Origin of the sequence: Roseicyclus sp. (genome assembly GCF_965662675.1) — a bacterium.
Taxonomy (GTDB): domain Bacteria; phylum Pseudomonadota; class Alphaproteobacteria; order Rhodobacterales; family Rhodobacteraceae; genus Roseicyclus.
The window spans coordinates 104704-122492 of record NZ_CBFIIK010000001.1; the positions used below are offsets into that span (position 1 = coordinate 104704).

Genomic DNA, 17789 nt, shown 5'->3' on the forward strand with positions numbered 1-17789 from the left:
ACGCTGGATCGCCACATCATGCACGATCTGGTCATAGCCGCGCTGCAGGAAGGTGGAATAGATCGCGCAAACGGGCTTCAAACCGCCTGCGGCCATGCCCGCGCAAAAGGTCACGGCATGCTGTTCGGCGATGCCCACATCGAAGGTGCGGCTGGGGAAGCGCTCGGCGAAGAGGTCAAGCCCCGTGCCATCGGGCATTGCGGCGGTCACGGCCACGATCTGCGGGTCGTCTTGCGCCTCGCGGATCAGGGTTTGGGCGAAAACCTTGGTATAGCTCGGCGCGTTTGAGGGGGCCTTTTTCTGCTCGCCCGTGCGAATGTCGAATTTGGCGGTGGCGTGCCCTCGGTCAGCGCGATGTTCGGCATAGCCCTTGCCCTTTTTGGTGATCGCATGGATCAGCATCGGCCCATCGGCGCGCGCCTTGACGGTGCGCAGCACGGCCAAGAGCTGCTCCATGTCATGCCCGTCAATGGGGCCGACATAGGAAAAGCCCAACTCTTCGAAAAGCGTGCCGCCGACGGTCGCCGCTTTCAGCAATTCCTTGGCCCGCCGCGCGCCTTCCTGAAAGGGTTCGGGCAAAAGCGAAACAGCGCTTTTGGCGGCGGCCTTCAACTCCTGAAACGGCGCGCCCGCGTAAAGGCGGGATAGGTAGGAGGACATGGCGCCGGTGGGCGGCGCGATGGACATCTCGTTGTCGTTGAGGATCACGATCAGCCGCTTGCCCAGATGGCCGGCATTGTTCATCGCCTCATAGGCCATGCCGCCCGACAGCGCGCCGTCGCCGATGACCGCAATCGCATCGCCATGCCCGGTGGCGCAGGCCCCGCCAAGATCGCGCGCCACGGCAAAGCCGAGGGCCGCCGAAATACTTGTAGAAGAATGCGCTGCGCCGAACGGATCATAGGGCGATTCAGACCGCTTGGTGAAGCCCGACAGCCCATCCTTCTGCCGGATCGTCCCCATCCGGTCGCGCCGGCCCGTCAGGATCTTGTGGGGGTAGCTTTGGTGGCTGACATCCCAGATCAGCTTGTCGCGCGGCGTGTCAAAAACCGCGTGCAGCGCCACGGTCAGTTCCACCACGCCAAGGCCCGCGCCGAAATGCCCGCCTGTCTGGCTGACCGACCAGATGGTCTCGCTTCGCAACTCATCGGCCAGACGGCGCAATTCGGCATCGCTCATCCGCTTGAGATCGGCGGGCGCAGTGACGCGGTCGAGCAATGGCGTGCGGGGGCGGTCAGTCACGGGCGCGGCATCCTTCCGGGCTTACTTGTCTCGGGTGATGATGTAGCGCGCAAGCGCTGCAAGGTTATGCGCTTTTTCGCCATAGGGGGCGAGGGCGGCCTCGGCCTCTGCGACAAGGGTGGCGGCGCGTGCCTGCGCGCCCTCCAACCCAAGGAGCGAGACGAAGGTCGCCTTGCCCGCTGCTGCATCCTTTTGCAGCGCCTTTCCGGCGGTGGCCGCATCGCCTGTCACATCCAAAATGTCATCGGCGATCTGAAAGGCCAGACCGATGGCGCGCGCATAGGCCAAAAGCGGCGCGGGATCGGCCCGGCCAAGGATCGCACCCGCCAAAGCGGGCCATTCGATCAAGCGGCCGGTCTTGTTGCCCTGCAACTCGGTGATTTGATCAAGCGTCAGGGGCGCTTGCGCGGTCTCGGCGGCGATATCCTGTGCTTGGCCCAAAACCATGCCCTGTGCGCCAGAGGCGCGGGCAAGGCTGGCGACAAGTTCTATGCGCTGATCGGCATCACCCGCGCGCTGATCGGCCAATAGCTCGAAGGCGAATGTCTGAAGCGCATCGCCCACCAGAACGGCGGTCGCCTCGTCCCATTTCACATGCACCGTGGGCTGGCCCCGGCGCAGATCGTCATCATCCATGCAAGGCAGGTCGTCATGGACAAGAGAATAGGCATGCAGACATTCCACCGCGGCGGCAGCGAACAGCGCCTGTTCACGCGCCACGCCGAACAACGCCGAGGTCTCCAGCACCAGAAAGCCGCGCAGCCGCTTACCGCCATCGGTGGCGTAACGCATGCCTTGGGCCACGCGGTCATCGCCGAAACGCGCCAGTTCGGCTGCAAGGAAATCGGAGATATCCGCCTGCGCCTGTGCCAGAGCTTTTTTGAACACGGGTTTACAGGCCTTCGACCGGGGTGCTGCCCGTGGGTTGGCCATTCGCGTCGAGCGTGATCTGCGCCACTTTCTCTTCGGCCTCTTTCAGCTTGGTCTCGCAATGCGCCTTGAGGGCCGCGCCGCGCTCATAGAGCTTGATCGATTCCTCCAGCGCCACATCACCGCGATCCAGCGCGCCGACCACCTGTTCGAGGTCCCGGATCGCTTCCTCGAAGCTCATTGCCGCGATTGCTTTGCCGTCGCTCATGCGCCGCGCTCCTTCAATTCCGTCACATGCACCGCGGCGCAGGCCGCCAATGCGGGCAGATCATAACCGCCTTCGAGAGTCGAGACCACGCGCCCGCCGCAGACCTCGTCAGCGATGTCGCACAAGGCGCGCGTGATCCATGCGAAATCATCCTCGTCCCACATCAGATTGGCCAGCGGGTCATCGACATGGGCATCGAAACCGGCCGAGATTAGGATCAATTCCGGCGCCCACTCACGCAGCCGCGCAAAGCCTTGGGTCTGATAGGCGCGCCGCATGGCCACCCCATCGGAACCGGGCGGCAGGGGCAGGTTCAGCACATTATTCGTGGCCCCCCGTTCATTGGCGGCACCCGAGCCGGGGTAAAGCGGCATCTGGTGCGAGGAGATGAACAGCGCGCGCGGTTCATCCCACAGCACATCTTGGGTGCCATTGCCGTGATGCACATCGAAATCGACCACCGCGACGCGCGACAGGCCATGATGCTCCAGCGCATGGCGCGCGGCGATGGCGACGTTGGAAAACAGGCAAAACCCCATCGCGCGGGTTTTCTCGGCGTGATGACCGGGCGGCCTTGTGGCGACAAAGGCGTTCTTGGCCCGCCCCGCCAGCACTGCATCAACGGCGGTGATGCAGCCACCCACACCGCGCAAGGCCGCCTCCCATGTGCCGGGGCTGGCATGGGTATCGGCGTCAAGCGCCGCCCGCCCGCTTGTCGGCATCTGGCCGCGCACCCAGTCGATATAAGATTGCGGATGACCCAAAAGCAGCGCCGCCTCGTCGGCCATGGGGGCGATCATGCGGATCAGTTCGTCAAATTCGGGGGCCGAAAGCGCCTCGTTGATTTCCGACAGCCGCTCGACCCGCTCGGGGTGGCCAAGCGGCGTCAGATGATCAAGGCCAGCGGGGTTTTCAACCAAAAGCGTCACGGCGGCATCTTTCCTTAGTCGGGGGCCAGCATATAGCCCGCACCACGCACGGTTTGCAGATAACGCGGTTCTTTGGGGCTGACCTCGATCTTGCGGCGCAGGCGGGTGATCTGCACATCAACGGCGCGTTCTTGAACTTGATCGGCCCCGGATTTGTCGCGGTTCAAAAGGCTGACCAATTCCGTTCGGCTGATTGGCCGATTGGGTTCGCTGGTGAAGATCCGCATCAAGGCGGCCTCGGTCGCGGTCAGGCGCACGAGGCTGGTGCCATGCCACATCTCACCGCGTTCCAGATCGTAGCGGATCGGCCCCAGATGCAGGATTTGCGGCAGTTCCGGCTCCTCGACCAGCTTGGGCATACGCCGAAGGATCGCGTTGATCCTGAGCAGCAATTCCTTGGGTTCGAAGGGTTTGGCGAGATAATCATCCGCCCCCGCCTCAAGCCCGCTGATGCGGTCGCCCGCCTCGCCGCGCGCGGTCAAAAGCAAGATCGGGGTATTCTGTGTCTGCCTGATCGCGCTGCACAGGCTGAGCCCATCTTCGCCGGGCATCATCACATCCAGAACGATGAGGTCAAAGGCCAAGCCTTTCAGAAGCCGCCGCGCCTGTGCTGCGTCGCGAGCAACGCTGGCCATGTAGCCGTTGCGCATCAAGAACTTCTGCAACAATCCGCGAATGCGCTCGTCGTCGTCGACGATGAGCAGATGTGCGCCGACCTCGCCATTCATTTCGTATTATCCCCGCCGTCCATGTAATGACGCCGCATCTCGAGATTCATCATCTGCTCGAGCACGGTGCGAAAGCCCGCCACCGCTTCAGGGCCGGCCGCGCGATAGGCATCGCGCATGCGGTTGCGCTGAGCCTCGGATAATTCGCGTTCCAGCCCCGCACCCTTGGGGGTCAGGAACAGGTGCCGCTCGCGCTTGTCGCGGGTGCCGACGCGGCTGTCGACCAGACCATCCTCGACCAATGTGCGCAGCACGCGATTGAGCGATTGCTTGGTCACACCAAGGATCGAAAGCAGATTATTGACCGTGGTGCCCGGTGTGCGGTTGATGAAATGGATCGCGCGGTGATGCGCCCGGCCATAGCCGTAGTCTTGCAAGATGCGATCCGGGTCGGCGGTGAAGCCGCGATAGGCGAAGAACATCGCCTCGATCCCGCGGCGGAGCTGGTCATCGGTCAGAAAAAGAAGGCTTTCACCGCGCCCCATCAGGTTCGCCACGTTGCGATCCGCCATGCGCTGTCCCTTCGCCATTATCCCTTCGAGGATTTGGCCCAGTTTATGTCAGCCTTGTTGACTTTCCAAGAATCGATTGCTAGCGATTAGGGCGTTTTGCGCAATAATATGCCCGATGCGGACGTAATCTGCGCAACATTCGAAAACCCGACCGGTTGGAAGAGCCGGTCAGCGAACAAGGAAGCGGACCGATGGCCGGAGCCTATGACGATCGTGATGGCAAGATCTGGATGGATGGCGAGTTGGTGGATTGGCGCGGGGCCAATGTACATATCTTGACCCATGCGATGCATTACGCCTCGTCCGTGTTCGAGGGCGAGCGCGCCTATAACGGCAAGATCTTCGAGTCCCGCCGGCATTCCGAGCGCTTGCTGAAATCGGGCGAAATGATCGACATGCCCATCCCCTATTCGATCGACGAGATCGAGGCCGCGAAATACGCGGTCATGCAGGCCAATGGCCTGACCGATGCCTATGTGCGCGCGCTGGCATGGCGCGGCGCAGGCGATGACATGGGCGTGTCGTCCAAGCGCAACCCGGTGCGCATGGCCGTCGCGGCATGGAGTTGGGGCAACTATTACGGCGACGCCAAGACCAAGGGCGCCAAGCTCGACATCGCGAAATGGCGCCGCCCCGCCCCCGACACCGCGCCCTATCAGGCCAAGGCTGCGGGTCTTTACATGATCGCGACCATGTCCAAGCACGCGGCCGAGGCCAAGGGTTGCTCGGACGCGATGATGTTCGACTATCGCGGCTACGTGGCCGAGGCGACGGGGGCCAACATCTTCTTCGTCAAGAATGGTGAGGTGCATACACCCTTGGCCGATTGCTTCCTCAACGGGATCACGCGCCAGACCGTCATCCGCATGCTGGGTGAGCGCAACATCACCGTGCATCAGCGCCACATCATGCCCGAGGAGTTGGAAAGCTTCGAGCAATGCTGGCTGACCGGCACCGCCGCCGAGGTGACGCCAGTGGGCCAGATCGGCGATTACACCTTCGAGGTCGGCGCGCTGACCCGCTCCATGTCGGATGCCTATGAGGCGCTGGTGCGCGCCTAAGCGCACGCTGCGATCCGTGACAAGGCCCCGCCGCGGCGGGGCCTTTTTCATTCGTGCTTGATTTTCGTGGGCTTCGCGCCCAACATTTCGGAATGGTGATGCATTTTCAGCCCATCGGGCCCGCAGCGCGCACAGAGCAGGTGGCCTTTGACCGCAAAGAGCTGGGCGTCATCCTTACGCTTTATGGGCGCATGGTCGCCGCTGGTGAGTGGCGCGATTACGGCATCTCGCATCTGAGCGATCTGGCCGTTTTCTCGATTTTCCGTCGCACTGCCGAGAACCCCATTTACCGGGTCGAAAAGCGCCCCCGCCTGCGGGAGCGGCAGGGGCAATATGCCGTGATCGGCATGGATGGCCGTATCCTCAAGCGGGGTAACGACCTCAAGGCCGTGCTGCGGGTGCTTGAGCGCAAACTGATCCGTGCGGTCGAAACCTAGCCGGGCAGCGCGAGCCGCTTGATGCAAGACACCGCGCCGAATTCGCGGGCGGCGATTCGTGTCATTGCCTCGTCCAGCGGTTCATAGGCCACGGCCATGTGATGGGCATTGGCGTGTAGAAGCATATGATCATTGGCCATCATCCCCACATGTCCGCGCCAGAACACCAGATCGCCACGATGGAGCGCCGCACCCTCGGGGAGTGTTTCACCCAAGCCCGCCTCTTGCTGGTCGCTGTCGCGCGGGCAGGGGATGCCACAGGCCAGAAGTGCTGCTTGCACCAAGCCTGAACAATCGATGCCCCAACGGCTGGTGCCACCCCACAGATAGGGCGTGCCGAGAAACAGATCGGCGATCCCCACCGGGTCGGCGAACCGCGCTTGGATCGGGGTCAGATGCTGGACCGGGATATGGTGGCCGGTCTGGATGCGCATGAACCCGTCACGCTCGCCTGCCACCTTGACCTGACTGCCGAAGAAAAGGGCGACATCGGGCGGGGATTTGAAATCGGGTTTGGGATAAAGATGTGTGGCGGGGGTGGTGACCCAATGCGTCGCCTCCTCCGCGCCGGTCAGCGCACCCGACAGGATGTAGCCCACATAATTGTCACGCTCGGCCATGCCGAAGGCGAACCCATCGGCGGTTTCCAGTGCCAGAAAACGCTCGCCGAACAAAAGCTGGCTGATGCGGTTGCCGCGCGGGGCGTCGGTGATGTTGACCATCGGCTGTTGGACCATCATCCAGCGGCCTTTGACGAAGCGTTCGGCGTCGAGCCGTCCCTCGAGCGAGACATGCGCCACCCGTCCATTGCTGGGCGTTGTTCTTGGGTCGGTCATCCGTTGTGTCCGTTGTCGCCGAGCATGTGAAAGATCGCCCGCGCCCCTTGGCCCAACCCCCCTTTGGGGCGACCCGGCGCGTTCGCTTGGCTCCAGGCATAGATGTCGAAATGGGCGTAGCGCGGCACATCGGGCACGAAGCGGCGCAAAAACAATGCGGCGGTGATCGCCCCGGCCATGCCGCCCGATGGCGCATTGTCCAGATCGGCGATGCCGGGTTCGATCAGCGCCTCATAGGCGGGGTGGAAGGGCAGCCGCCAGACCGGATCAGCCACAATACCCGCCGCGCGCGACAGATCGGCGGCCAAACCATCATCATCGGTAAAGAAGGGCGCGATATCCGGACCGACCGCGACCCGCGCCGCCCCCGTCAGCGTCGCCATGGAGATGGTCAGATCGGCGGGGTCTTCATTGGCCAGCGCCAGCGCATCGGCCAAGACCAGCCGCCCCTCGGCATCGGTGTTGTTGATCTCGACCGTCTTGCCGTTGCGTGCGGTAAAGATGTCACCGGGCCGAAAGGCAGCGCTTGATACGGCATTCTCCACGGCGGGGATCAGCACCCGCAACGTGATATCCAACCCTTCGGACATGATCATCCGCGCAAGGCCCAGCACCGTGGCCGCGCCCCCCATATCCTTTTTCATCAGCCCCATCGACGCGCCGGGCTTGAGGTTCAGCCCGCCCGTGTCGAAACAGACCCCTTTGCCGACAAGGGTAACCCGTTGCTTGCCCTTGCCCCAGCGCATTTCGATCAGCCGCGGCGCGCGGGCCGCGGCCCGGCCCACCGTGTGGATCAGGGGGAAATTCGCGGCAAGCAGATCATCGCCCGTGGTCACCGCGATCTCGGCCCCGAAGCTGCCCGCCAGATCGCGCGCCGCCGCCTCCAGCCCATCGGGCCCCATATCTTCGGCGGGTGTATTGATCAGGTCGCGGGTCAGCGCCTCGGCCGTGGCGATGCGTTCAAGCTGGGTGGCATTCACCCCATCGGGGGCAATCAAGCGCGCCTTGGGGTGGTTCTGGTCGCGGTAGCGATCGAAGCGGTAGCATGCGAAAAGATATCCAAGCGCCAATTCTGCGCCATCCGCCCCTTTGAGTGGGTTCGACAACAGATAAGTGGCCTGTGGCAGCCCGGCGATGGCATGGCCAAGCGCAAAGCGCCCACGCCCGCGCTCTTGCGTGGTGCCTGTGCCAAGCAAGACCATGACGGGTCGCCCATCCGCGCCGGGTAGGGCGCAGGTTTGGCCCAATCCGCCCTTGAATCCATGATGCGCGACCCATGCGCTTTGTTCTTGCGAAAGCGCATCGAGCGCTGCGTCGCTGGCGACAAGCCGAATGGGAATTGCCGTGGGATCGGGCGCGGCGAAGCACAGGTCTTTTTGCATGACACTCGGGCGATTGAGGGCGATTTTCGTATGACGCCACACTAGCGTCATGCCGGGTCGCCGCAAGGCCCCTCACCCGGAAAGATCCTCCAGATCCCAGATCGCGTCGATCGAGCGGTTCCCCACGCGCTCGAGCCGGGCCAATGTCGCGGCCAGCGCGATGGGATCGCCGTGATCGAGGCAATCCAGCACATGCCGCCCCGCTTGTGCCAGCGTCGCCATGCCGATCAACCTCGCGTCGCCGACAAGGGAGGCCAAAACCTTTTCGAGCGCTTCGCGATCCGCCCGCAGCTTGACGCATCCGATCTCGGTCAGGCTTTTGGCGATCCGTTCCAGCGCATAGGCAACCTCGGCCTCGGCGCGATGTTCGCCAAGGTGATCGCATAGCAATTCAAGTTGGCTGGGGTTGAAGCGCGCAGGCTCCCCCAGCGGTAGGTCTGTTACACCCGCCCTCATACAAACGCTCCACACTCCGCCCCCACCATGGGCAGGCGCGAAAATGCGGTTCGGTTCTGAACAAAGCCTTATTGCCGTGTGAAAAATCGCCTCCAATTTGCGTGGCATTGGGCTAATGAAGTGTCGGACACCCACGAGGAACGACGGCAAATGCATCGTGTCAAATCCCTACCCGACTATCTGCTTGAGCGTTACAAGCGCTGGAAAACCCACGAATTCCCAAGCAATCGTGACCTGTTTCGCAAACTCGCGATCGAAGGTCAGAGCCCGCAGGCGATGGTCATCGCCTGTTGCGACAGCCGCGTTGCGGTTGGGCCGGTCTTTGGCCAACAGGTCGGCGAATTATTCGTCCATCGCAACATCGCCAATCTGGTGCCACCCTATGCGCCCGATGGGCATCACCAAGGCACGGCGGCGGCGGTGGAATTCGCGGTCAGGTTCCTCAAGGTGCGTCACATCATCGTCAAAGGTCATTCGCAATGCGGTGGCGTGCGCGGCTGTCTGCAAATGTGCGCGGGCGAGGCCGTCGAGTTGGACCAGATCGACAGTTTCGTTGGTCGCTGGCTCGATATTCTGCGCCCCGGCGTGGCCCGGATCGCGGATATCACCGACGCCTCTCATCGCCAGACCGCGCTAGAGAAAGAGGGGATCTTGATCAGCCTCGAAAACCTGATGAGCTATCCCTTCGTCGCCTCGGCGGTCGATGCGGGCCATCTGACCCTGCACGGGCTTTGGACCGATCTGGCCGAGATGGATCTTGAAACATTCGATGGTGAAGTCCGCCATTTCGTGCGCGGCTGAGCTTTACCGGCGGTTGCGTGACCGTTAAGGAAAACGCGACGAAACAACCGACAGGAGTGAGTGGATGGATGGGATATTGGCGCTTGCGGCGGATAACCTGCTGTCACCGATCATCCTGTTCTTCGCGCTTGGGCTATTGGCCGCTTTCGCAAAATCCGACCTGTCCATCCCCGAGGCCATCGCCAAGGGGATGTCGATCTACCTGCTTTTTGCCATCGGTTTCAAAGGCGGGTCCAGCGTGGCCGATCACGGGATCGATGCAACGCTTTTGATGTCGCTGTTGGTTGGCGTGATCCTTTCCTTCGCGCTTCCGTTGATCGCCTTTGCGCTGTTGCGGGTGATGTCGCGGCTCGATGTCACCGATGCGGCAGCGGTTGCGGCGCATTACGGCTCGATCTCCATCGTGACCTTCGTGGCCGCGACCTCGGTTATCTCCTCGGCCGGTCTGACCTCGGAAGGCTACATGGTCGCGGTGGCCGCCGCGATGGAGGCCCCCGCGATCTTGTCGGCGCTATGGATCATCGCGCGCTACGGCAAGGCCAATGGCGAGATGGAAGATGGGCTGATGCGGGAAATCCTGCTGAACGGTTCCATCGTGCTTTTGGTGGGTTCGTTCCTGATCGGCTGGATCACCGGCGACGAGGGGATGGATCGGATCGCGCCCTTCATCGTCGCGCCGTTTCAAGGGGTGTTGTGCCTGTTCTTGCTCGATATGGGCTTGGTGGCGGGGCGTGGCCTGCGCGAGGCGCGCGCGGTGTTGACGCGCGGCTTGTTTCTGTTCGGTGTGATCATGCCGCCGATTGGCGCGGTTCTGGGTCTTGGCGCCGGGCTATTGCTGGGGCTTTCGACCGGCGGTGTCGTCCTGTTCATGACGCTTTGCGCCTCGGCTTCCTATATCGCGGTGCCCGCTGCCATGCGGGTGGCGCTGCCCGAGGCCAATCCATCCGTCTATCTCACGCTGTCGCTTGGCGTGACCTTTCCCTTCAATCTTACGCTGGGTATCCCGCTTTATCTCGCGGTTGCCAGCGCCGTCACCGGAGGCTGACGCAGATGCAGACCCACAAGGCCAAACGGGTTGAAATCACCATCGAATCGGTGATGGAGACGCGCCTGACCAATGCCTTGATCAAGGCGGGCGTCACGGGGTTCACGGTGCTGCCCGTACTGGGCGGTTCGGGAAAATCCGGCCAATGGAGCCGCGAGGGGCAGGTCAGCCGCGCGGGCGGCATGGTCAGCGTGGTCTGCATCATCCGCCCCGAGCGGTTGGATGCGCTGCTCGACGCGGCCTTTGCCGTGGTCGAGCGCCATATCGGCGTGGTCAGCGTGACGGATTGCGAGGTTCTCAGGGCCGAGCGGTTCTGAGCGGCGCTTGGCCTTGCTTCGGCAAGGCCGGCCTTGGGCTGATGACGTTCCTGCCCTGATCGCACCCTGTTGCGCGGTCAGGGTTGCCAGGTCAAGGCTTGCCCCTCGGGCCATGAAAAAGAAAGTTCCATTTCGACCAGTGCCGTTTCACCCGGCCCCACCGAAACTTCCCATGCATGCACCCCGCGCAGGTCGTCGATCTCGCGCATCGTAGGCGGCGGAGACACTCTCACCTCTAGTGACAGATCCTCTTGTTCCGCAAAGGGGGTGGCATAGAGCAGGTGCAGCTGCGCGGCCTGCGCCCCGGTATTCTCGACCCCAAAGGCGATGCGGCGCTCTTGCGTCTCGGCGGTCGCAAAGATCCCGCGATCCCCTTCGGCCAGCGACCGGTCGATCCAGATCAGGCGCAGATGGTCGAGCGGGCCAAATCCCAGCTCTGCCTCGGCTCCCATCGGGATCAGCGGCAGAAAATCCTCGCCGATGAGCGCGCCATCGCGGAAATACCGGGCAGGGCCGGGCAAGATCGGTGCGCCGCTGTCATTGCGCAGCGCGGCGAGCAGATAGGCGGTCTGATCAAGTCGTGGCACGGCACGGATCTCGGTCGTGGCTTGCATCGTCAGAGGGTCAAGCGGCAAGATTGCCTGCCCTGTCGCATCCAATGTCACGGGGCTGCCATAGACATGGGTCACGGCCAAGCCCGTGATCGCTTGTGTGGCGAGGTTGTCCGCCGCCGACTCCATCATCGGCGCTGCCCCAAGCCGCGAAAGGGCGAATGGCTGTGGCGGCGCGGTATCGATGATCCGTGCGGGGGTGGGCCAGAGCGCGCTTGGTGCGCGCGGTCGGTCGGGCTGCCCGGTGGAAAAGCGCATCGCGACCTCGCGCCATTGGCTTGGCCCCTGCACCGCGACTGATACGAAAGGTGCGATCTCCAAACCGCCGGTAAGGCTGTCCAGATGCAAGGCATAGCTGGGTGCCCAGCTTGCCGCTTGGGTGAAGTAATCAAGCCCGATCCGCCCCTCGGTCGCGTTTGCTCCACTGAGCGGAAAGGCGATGACATCAACGGTCGTGCCAAAGGGTTTGAGCCGATCCAGCGCGTCATTCGCCGCGGCCAATGCGACCTCGCGGGTTGTGACCACCCCGGCAGGCATCCGCCGTGCGATGCGCGCCTCGTGCAATGCGGCCTCAAGTCGTGCGGTCTCGGCCCCGAGTGTCGCCAAGAGCCGCGGCAGATCGTCGGATACGGCATCGGCCATGCCATCGCCCGCCAATGTGCCGAGAAAGTGGAGCTGTGCCTCGAGCACGCGGATGCCGCCATCGACCAGCGCCAAGGTATCTTGTGCCGTGGTCAAGGCATCCTCGGCCGCATCGCGCGCGGCGCGCGCCGCTGCTTGTTCCGGGTCGTCCAACACACCCTCGTCGATCGGATAGCCGGCGATCTTGCGTGGCTGACCGATGATCATGCCCTCGGGCGCGGTCAGCGTGATGCGTTCGGCCAGCGCCGCGTCTTGCATCGCGATCATGATCTGATGGCTACCGGGTTCAATGGCCAGATCGGCCCGGCGGCTGACCTCGGCGCCCGATAGGTAGATTGTGGCCGCCGTGATATCGGCCCGCAGCAAGATATCATCGGCATGAACTGGCGCGGCACTGATCATGGCCAGCGCGAATGACAGGGCGATACGCATGTTCGGACGCTCCAAGATCGTGACTTTCCCTGCCCACAGACCTGCGGGTTTGAAGGGCGCAAAACAACGAAAAACGGCGCTTGCCCCGATGGCTCAGCGATGTTTTGCCAGTGGCGCGGGGTTTGCCCATGAAAAAAGGCCGACCCCGGCGGGATCGGCCCAATTCTGTCAGGTGTTGGGCCTTAACCCTTTTTCAGCACCCGGTTGCCCAGCGTCTCGGCGATCTGCACCGCGTTCAGCGCGGCACCCTTGCGCAGGTTGTCGCTGACGCACCACAGGTTCAGCCCGTTATCGAGCGTGCTGTCTTGACGGATGCGGCTGATGAAGGTGGCGTAATCGCCCACGCATTCGATGGGGGTGACATAGCCGCCATCCTCGCGCTTATCGATCACCATGACGCCCGGCGCCTCGCGCAGGATATCGCGGGCCTCGTCCTCGTCGAGGAAATCCTCGAACTCGATATTGATCGCCTCGGAATGGCCGACGAAGACCGGCACGCGCACGCAGGTGGCGGTGACCTTGATCTTGGGATCGAGGATCTTCTTGGTCTCGGCGACCATTTTCCACTCTTCCTTGGTCGAGCCGTCCTCCATGAACTTGTCGATATGGGGGATCACGTTGAAGGCGATCTGCTTGGTGAACTTGTTTGGCGGCTTGCTATCGGTCGGATTGTAGATGCTTTTGGTCTGGTCCCATAGCTCATCGATGCCCGCCTTGCCTGCGCCGGAAACCGATTGGTAGGTCGAGACGACGACGCGCTTGATGCGCGCGCGGTCATGCAGCGGCTTGAGCGCCACAACCATCTGCGCGGTCGAGCAGTTGGGGTTGGCGATGATATTCTTCTTGGCGTAGCCCTCGACCGCTTGCGGATTCACCTCGGGCACGACCAGCGGCACATCGGGGTCATAGCGGTAGAGCGACGAGTTATCGATCACCACGCAGCCCGCCTTGGCCGCTTTTGGCGCATAGATCGCCGTCGCCTCGGAACCGACCGCGAAAAGCGCGATATCCCATCCGGTGAAGTCAAAGGTGTCGAGATCCTTGGTTTTCAGGGTCTTGTCGCCAAAGCTGCATTCTGTCCCCAGCGATTTTCGGCTGGCCAATGCCACGATTTCGTCGACGGGGAATTCCCGTTCGGCGAGGATGTTCAGCATTTCGCGGCCCACATTGCCCGTGGCACCGGCGACGACGACTCGGTATCCCATATCTTTGGTCCTTACCCTTGTGGATGAACGGCACATAAAGGAAGCAGTCGCCAAGGAAAAGGGCCGTGGCGCTTGACTTATGGCGCGCCAGCCCGCATGTGCCACGGATGTCGCTGCACTGCCGCGTGAGCAGTCGGACGGCGGGGGCATCCCCGTGGGCCTGACAACGACAGCAAGTTTCTCCCAGTTCCCATTCACGCAGGGTTCTGACGATCGTGGCCCGGTAACGGCCCGGTCGCACCCTCGTCCGCCATGCATGACCTGCGTGGCCCCTGATCGATGGCGACCGCATGATGCGGCGCCCGAAAGGATATGATTTGTTTGATTTCGATATGCTGGGCCTGAACAAGGTTTTGCTCAACGCGCTCAAGGCCGGTGGCTTTGACAAACCGACCCCGATCCAGAACCAAGCGATCCCGCTGGCGATGGAAGGGCACGACATCTTGGGCCTCGCCCAAACCGGCACCGGCAAGACACTGGCCTTTGGCTTGCCACTCATTGCGCATCTGATGGAAGCGGACACCCGCCCCCAGACCCGGACGGCACGCGCGTTGATCCTTGCGCCGACGCGCGAGTTGGTGAACCAGATCTCCGACAGCCTGCGGCACTTCACAATCAACACGCCGATCAAGATCGCCACCGTCGTCGGCGGCCAATCCATCGGGCGCCAGATCGGCGTCTTGGCGCGCGGTGTGGATATTCTCGTGGCCACACCCGGCCGCCTGATCGACCTGATGGATCGCGGCGCGGTCGATCTGCGCCAAGCCCGCCATCTTGTGCTGGATGAGGCCGACCAGATGCTTGATCTCGGCTTTATCCATGCGCTGCGCCGGATCGCGCCGGCCCTCGGCACGCCGCGCCAGACCATGCTGTTTTCGGCCACCATGCCCAAGCAGATGGAAGAACTGTCGCGCGCCTATCTGACCAACCCGCGCCGTGTGCAGGTCTCGCCCCCCGGCAAGGCCGCCGACAAGGTCACGCAATCGCTGCGTTACATGGAAAAGGGTGCCAAGCCCGCCGTCCTGCGCGAAATTCTGAACCGCGACCGCGACGCGCTGACCTTGGTTTTCGCACGCACCAAGCATGGCGCGGAAAAGCTGATGAAGGGGCTGGTCGATGACGGTTTCAACGCCGCCTCGATCCATGGCAACAAAAGCCAAGGCCAGCGTGATCGTGCGATCAAGGCCTTCCGCGATGGCACGATCAATGTGCTGGTCGCCACCGACGTCGCCGCGCGTGGCATCGACATTCCCGGCGTGGCCTATGTGATCAACTACGAGTTGCCCGATACGCCCGACAATTACGTTCACCGTATCGGCCGCACCGCGCGTGCCGGTCGCGAGGGCGAGGCGATCGCCTTTTGCTGCGCGGAAGAGGTCGATCTGCTGATCCAGATCGAAAAGTTGATGAAGGTGGAAATCCCCGTCGCCAGCGGTACGCGGCCCAAGGCGGTCAAGATGGAGAAACCACAGCGCGGTGGCGGCGGTGGCCGTGGACGCGGTCAAGGGGCCGGTCAAGGGCAGGGTCATGGCAAGGGCGCAAAATCCGCCCATCGCCCCTTTGCCAATGCCGCACCCAAGGGGCGTCGCCCCCGCCGTTCGCGCGCGGCCTGAAACTCAGCCGGGGCTGTCCTTCGACCAAAGGTAGACGGACAGCCCGGCCAAGACCACCAGACCGATGATCCCGAACAGCGCGCCATATGCCTCGGCGGGCGCGCGTGTTTGGGCCAGGGCGGAAAATCCCGGTCCTGATGCGAATTGCATCACCCCGGCCCCGCCCATTCCGAACAGGTTCAACAGCGTCACCCCCCGCCCCGTCAGATGCGGGGGGCAAAAGCTGCGCCCATGGCTGATGACAATCGGGTAGGATGCGCCGAGGAGTCCGATCGCCGCAAAAAGCGCGATGGCAGGCCAAAGCCCCCCCGGCGGCACCACCCAGAATGATAAAAGCATCAGCGCGACCGCCGCATTGCCGATGAGGATGGGCCGCTTGCGACCTCCGAAAAGGCGGTCGGCAGGGCCGTAAAGGAAATTCCCCGCCACCATCGCCAGCCCCATCACCAGCGTCGCCGTGCCGATTTGGGCCAGGTCGGCGCCGAACAAGGTGTTGACATAGGGGCTGATCCACAGCCCCCGCAGGCCCGCGGCGGGCGCATAGCAGACGAACATCATCGCCATGATCGGCCAAAGCGCCGGCATCCGTAAAAGGTCCATCAGTGATCCCCTCGCCTCGCCTTCGGGGCGGGTGGGGTCGCGTACCAATGTCCAGATGGCCAGCGCGACAAGCGCTGTCAGTACCGCGAAAGCACCCACTGTCGTGCGCCAGCCAAAGGCCGCGATCAGCCCGGCCAGCGGCGCGGCCGACAAGATATTGCCCAGTGACGAAACCCCGACCGTCACCCCTGCCAGCGTGCCAAAGACGGCCGCCGAGAATTGCCGTGCAAAGATGTAGTAGGTCGCCATCAGGATCGGTGCGCAGCCGATCCCGATCAACACCATCGCGGCCATGATTGCCCCCGGCCCTTGGGCCGAGGCAAAGACCGCCGCCCCGCCCGCCCCGCCGATCAAGAACAAGACCGAGGCCGTGCGCCTTGGCCCGATCGTGTCGAGTGCCCAGCCTACTGGCAATTGCATCAGCGCGAAGGCCGCGAACCACAGCCCCGATGCGCGCGCAAGATCGGCGGTCGTCGCCCCCAGTTCTTGCAGCAACGCAGGCGACAGCACCGCCAGAAAGGCGCGGTAGAATTGGCTGAGCGTGTAGGCGATGACCAGAACGGCGATGCCTGCCCGCATGAAAGGGCTCCTTTGCCGCTATGCGGCGCGACCCTGCACCTTGCTTGCGGCTGCGACAAGCGGGCGCGGTAATCTTATTATTTTTGTCGGAAATCTTGACAGGGCGGCAAGGATCGCGTTCAAGGGCACCAACCCAACTGAGTGTTTCAGTCAGGTATAAGATTGGCCAACCACGGAGCTTACCATGACCCGCACTCTTGCCGCCCTTTTGGGCACCGCCATCGCCGCCTCGACCCTGACCGCTGCGCAGGCGCAGGAACTCAATCTTTACTCCTCGCGTCATTACGACACCGATGAGCGGCTCTATTCCGATTTCACCGCCGCTACCGGCATCACCGTCAACCGTATCGAAGGCAATGCAGACGAGCTGATCGCCCGGATGCAGGCCGAGGGTGCCAACAGCCCCGCCGATGTGTTCCTGACCGTCGATACCGTCCGTCTTGCGCGTGCCGCCGCCATGGGCTTGTTGCAGCCCGTCGAGAGCGAGATTCTCGAAACCCGCGTGCCTGCCTATTTGCAAGATGACGACAACAACTGGTTCGCCTTCTCGCAGCGCGCGCGCATCTTGTTCTACGACAAGACCGAGGTGACCAACCCGCCGCAAAGCTATCAGGATTTGGCCAAGCCCGAATATGCAGGTCAGGTCTGCATCCGCTCGGCCACCAATGTCTATACCCAGAACATCGTCGCGGGTCTGATCGCGCATTTGGGCGAGGCGGCGGTCAAGGATTGGGCGACCGCGGTCGTGGGTAACTTTGCCCGTGCCCCGCAGGGAGGCGACACCGATCAGCTGCGTGGCATCGCCTCGGGCGAATGCAACATCGCGATGTCGAACACCTATTACTATTCCCGCATCATCCGCGAAGGCGACAGCCAGATCACGCCGGAACAATTGGCCAATATCGGCTGGGTCTTCCCGAACCAGAACGACATCGGCGCGCATATGAACGTGTCGGGTGGCGGTGTGGCGGCGAATGCGCCGAACCGCGAGAACGCGATCGCGTTCCTCGAATATCTGACCTCGGAACAGGCGCAGCAGTATTTCTCGGCTGGCAATGATGAATACCCCGCCGTGCCGGGTGTGGGCCTTGCCCCCTCGGTCGCGGCCTTGGGCATCTTCCGCCCCGATACCATCGACCTGAGCGACATTGCCGCCAATGTCGAAGCTGCGGTCACGCTGCTGAACGAGGCTGGGTGGGAGTGATCTTTCCCACCCAATTGGG

The 17789-nt window shown here is 63.0% G+C and carries 19 protein-coding genes; 7 read left to right on the plus strand and 12 right to left on the minus strand.

Annotation, left to right across the window (positions count from 1 at the left end):
• The 6 genes from dxs to ACTG4J_RS00485 form a co-directional block, all read right to left on the minus strand.
• On the minus strand, positions 1-1242 hold a 1242-nt coding region (gene dxs, locus ACTG4J_RS00460; RefSeq protein WP_439136518.1), incomplete at its 3' end, for a 1-deoxy-D-xylulose-5-phosphate synthase.
• 21 nt (positions 1243-1263) lie between these two features.
• On the minus strand, positions 1264-2130 hold the full coding sequence (locus ACTG4J_RS00465; RefSeq protein WP_439136519.1) for a polyprenyl synthetase family protein: 867 nt from the start codon (positions 2128-2130) through the stop codon (positions 1264-1266).
• 4 nt (positions 2131-2134) lie between these two features.
• Positions 2135-2380 carry an exodeoxyribonuclease VII small subunit gene (locus ACTG4J_RS00470; protein WP_439136520.1) on the minus strand — a complete coding sequence of 82 codons (246 nt, stop codon included), beginning with the start codon at positions 2378-2380 and terminating at the stop codon, positions 2135-2137.
• A complete protein-coding gene (locus ACTG4J_RS00475; protein ID WP_439136521.1) occupies positions 2377-3309 on the minus strand; it encodes a histone deacetylase family protein in 933 nt (310 codons plus the stop codon). Before ACTG4J_RS00475 ends, ACTG4J_RS00470 begins: the two co-directional genes overlap by 4 nt.
• Before the next feature lie 14 nt (positions 3310-3323).
• On the minus strand, positions 3324-4037 hold the full coding sequence (locus tag ACTG4J_RS00480) for a response regulator (RefSeq protein ID WP_439136522.1): 714 nt from the start codon (positions 4035-4037) through the stop codon (positions 3324-3326).
• Positions 4034-4549, minus strand: coding sequence for a MarR family winged helix-turn-helix transcriptional regulator (locus ACTG4J_RS00485; protein WP_439136523.1), 516 nt, complete (start codon positions 4547-4549; stop codon positions 4034-4036). The genes ACTG4J_RS00480 and ACTG4J_RS00485 overlap by 4 nt, the downstream gene beginning before the upstream one ends.
• A gap of 191 nt (positions 4550-4740) precedes the next feature.
• Here ACTG4J_RS00485 and ACTG4J_RS00490 point away from each other — a divergent pair, with 191 nt between their 5' ends.
• Together ACTG4J_RS00490 and ACTG4J_RS00495 are read left to right on the plus strand one after the other, a co-directional pair.
• Positions 4741-5610 (plus strand): branched-chain amino acid aminotransferase, encoded by an 870-nt coding sequence (locus tag ACTG4J_RS00490; protein ID WP_439136524.1) that lies wholly within the window; start codon positions 4741-4743, stop codon positions 5608-5610.
• Positions 5611-5708: 98 nt separating this feature from the next.
• Positions 5709-6047 (plus strand): DUF2794 domain-containing protein, encoded by a 339-nt coding sequence (locus tag ACTG4J_RS00495; protein WP_439136548.1) that lies wholly within the window; start codon positions 5709-5711, stop codon positions 6045-6047.
• On the opposite strand, the gene ACTG4J_RS00500 is transcribed toward ACTG4J_RS00495, so the two are convergent.
• The 3 genes from ACTG4J_RS00500 to ACTG4J_RS00510 form a co-directional block, all read right to left on the minus strand.
• Positions 6044-6883, minus strand: coding sequence for a C40 family peptidase (locus ACTG4J_RS00500; protein WP_439136525.1), 840 nt, complete (start codon positions 6881-6883; stop codon positions 6044-6046). The genes ACTG4J_RS00495 and ACTG4J_RS00500 overlap by 4 nt on opposite strands.
• Positions 6880-8265, minus strand: a complete 1386-nt coding sequence (locus ACTG4J_RS00505) for a leucyl aminopeptidase family protein (RefSeq protein ID WP_439136526.1) — start codon at positions 8263-8265, stop codon at positions 6880-6882. Before ACTG4J_RS00505 ends, ACTG4J_RS00500 begins: the two co-directional genes overlap by 4 nt.
• Positions 8266-8337: 72 nt before the next feature.
• Positions 8338-8721, minus strand: coding sequence for a hypothetical protein (locus ACTG4J_RS00510; RefSeq protein ID WP_439136527.1), 384 nt, complete (start codon positions 8719-8721; stop codon positions 8338-8340).
• A gap of 150 nt (positions 8722-8871) precedes the next feature.
• Between ACTG4J_RS00510 and ACTG4J_RS00515 the strand changes: the two genes are divergently transcribed.
• The 3 genes from ACTG4J_RS00515 to ACTG4J_RS00525 all read left to right on the plus strand — a co-directional run bounded on the left by ACTG4J_RS00515 (position 8872) and on the right by ACTG4J_RS00525 (position 10884).
• Positions 8872-9522 (plus strand): carbonic anhydrase, encoded by a 651-nt coding sequence (locus ACTG4J_RS00515; RefSeq protein WP_439136528.1) that lies wholly within the window; start codon positions 8872-8874, stop codon positions 9520-9522.
• 64 nt (positions 9523-9586) lie between these two features.
• The gene (locus ACTG4J_RS00520; protein WP_439136529.1) at positions 9587-10567 is read left to right on the plus strand and encodes a sodium-dependent bicarbonate transport family permease; all 981 of its coding nucleotides are present in this window, start codon (positions 9587-9589) and stop codon (positions 10565-10567) included.
• Positions 10568-10572: 5 nt separating this feature from the next.
• A complete protein-coding gene (locus tag ACTG4J_RS00525; RefSeq protein WP_439136530.1) occupies positions 10573-10884 on the plus strand; it encodes a P-II family nitrogen regulator in 312 nt (103 codons plus the stop codon).
• Positions 10885-10961: 77 nt separating this feature from the next.
• On the opposite strand, the gene ACTG4J_RS00530 is transcribed toward ACTG4J_RS00525, so the two are convergent.
• Entirely contained in the window at positions 10962-12569 is a 1608-nt protein-coding gene (locus ACTG4J_RS00530; RefSeq protein WP_439136531.1) for a DUF4139 domain-containing protein, read from the minus strand.
• A 182-nt stretch (positions 12570-12751) separates the two neighbouring features.
• Positions 12752-13774: an aspartate-semialdehyde dehydrogenase gene (locus tag ACTG4J_RS00535; RefSeq protein WP_439136532.1), complete on the minus strand. Its 1023-nt coding sequence runs from the start codon at positions 13772-13774 to the stop codon at positions 12752-12754.
• Positions 13775-14091: 317 nt separating this feature from the next.
• Here ACTG4J_RS00535 and ACTG4J_RS00540 point away from each other — a divergent pair, with 317 nt between their 5' ends.
• Positions 14092-15387, plus strand: a complete 1296-nt coding sequence (locus ACTG4J_RS00540; protein WP_439136533.1) for a DEAD/DEAH box helicase — start codon at positions 14092-14094, stop codon at positions 15385-15387.
• Between the two features lie 3 nt (positions 15388-15390).
• Here the strand turns inward: ACTG4J_RS00540 and ACTG4J_RS00545 are convergent, their stop codons facing one another.
• A complete protein-coding gene (locus ACTG4J_RS00545) occupies positions 15391-16566 on the minus strand; it encodes an MFS transporter (RefSeq protein WP_439136534.1) in 1176 nt (391 codons plus the stop codon).
• Positions 16567-16750: 184 nt separating this feature from the next.
• On the opposite strand from ACTG4J_RS00545, the gene ACTG4J_RS00550 reads away from it, so the two are divergent.
• Positions 16751-17770, plus strand: a complete 1020-nt coding sequence (locus tag ACTG4J_RS00550; RefSeq protein ID WP_439136535.1) for an extracellular solute-binding protein — start codon at positions 16751-16753, stop codon at positions 17768-17770.
• Positions 17771-17789: the final 19 nt, after the last annotated feature.

What these genes read in the sequence shown, in the direction of transcription:
- ACTG4J_RS00470 (WP_439136520.1), bottom strand. Translation starts at nt 2,380, where the DNA reads ATGAGCGACGGCAAAGCAATCGCGGCAATGAGCTTCGAGGAAGCGATC.
- ACTG4J_RS00480 (WP_439136522.1), bottom strand. Translation starts at nt 4,037, where the DNA reads ATGAATGGCGAGGTCGGCGCACATCTGCTCATCGTCGACGACGACGAG.
- ACTG4J_RS00485 (WP_439136523.1), bottom strand. Translation starts at nt 4,549, where the DNA reads ATGGCGGATCGCAACGTGGCGAACCTGATGGGGCGCGGTGAAAGCCTT.
- ACTG4J_RS00490 (WP_439136524.1), top strand. Translation starts at nt 4,741, where the DNA reads ATGGCCGGAGCCTATGACGATCGTGATGGCAAGATCTGGATGGATGGC.
- ACTG4J_RS00495 (WP_439136548.1), top strand. Translation starts at nt 5,709, where the DNA reads ATGCATTTTCAGCCCATCGGGCCCGCAGCGCGCACAGAGCAGGTGGCC.
- ACTG4J_RS00500 (WP_439136525.1), bottom strand. Translation starts at nt 6,883, where the DNA reads ATGACCGACCCAAGAACAACGCCCAGCAATGGACGGGTGGCGCATGTC.
- ACTG4J_RS00505 (WP_439136526.1), bottom strand. Translation starts at nt 8,265, where the DNA reads ATGCAAAAAGACCTGTGCTTCGCCGCGCCCGATCCCACGGCAATTCCC.
- ACTG4J_RS00510 (WP_439136527.1), bottom strand. Translation starts at nt 8,721, where the DNA reads ATGAGGGCGGGTGTAACAGACCTACCGCTGGGGGAGCCTGCGCGCTTC.
- ACTG4J_RS00515 (WP_439136528.1), top strand. Translation starts at nt 8,872, where the DNA reads ATGCATCGTGTCAAATCCCTACCCGACTATCTGCTTGAGCGTTACAAG.
- ACTG4J_RS00520 (WP_439136529.1), top strand. Translation starts at nt 9,587, where the DNA reads ATGGATGGGATATTGGCGCTTGCGGCGGATAACCTGCTGTCACCGATC.
- ACTG4J_RS00525 (WP_439136530.1), top strand. Translation starts at nt 10,573, where the DNA reads ATGCAGACCCACAAGGCCAAACGGGTTGAAATCACCATCGAATCGGTG.
- ACTG4J_RS00530 (WP_439136531.1), bottom strand. Translation starts at nt 12,569, where the DNA reads ATGCGTATCGCCCTGTCATTCGCGCTGGCCATGATCAGTGCCGCGCCA.
- ACTG4J_RS00535 (WP_439136532.1), bottom strand. Translation starts at nt 13,774, where the DNA reads ATGGGATACCGAGTCGTCGTCGCCGGTGCCACGGGCAATGTGGGCCGC.
- ACTG4J_RS00545 (WP_439136534.1), bottom strand. Translation starts at nt 16,566, where the DNA reads ATGCGGGCAGGCATCGCCGTTCTGGTCATCGCCTACACGCTCAGCCAA.
- ACTG4J_RS00550 (WP_439136535.1), top strand. Translation starts at nt 16,751, where the DNA reads ATGACCCGCACTCTTGCCGCCCTTTTGGGCACCGCCATCGCCGCCTCG.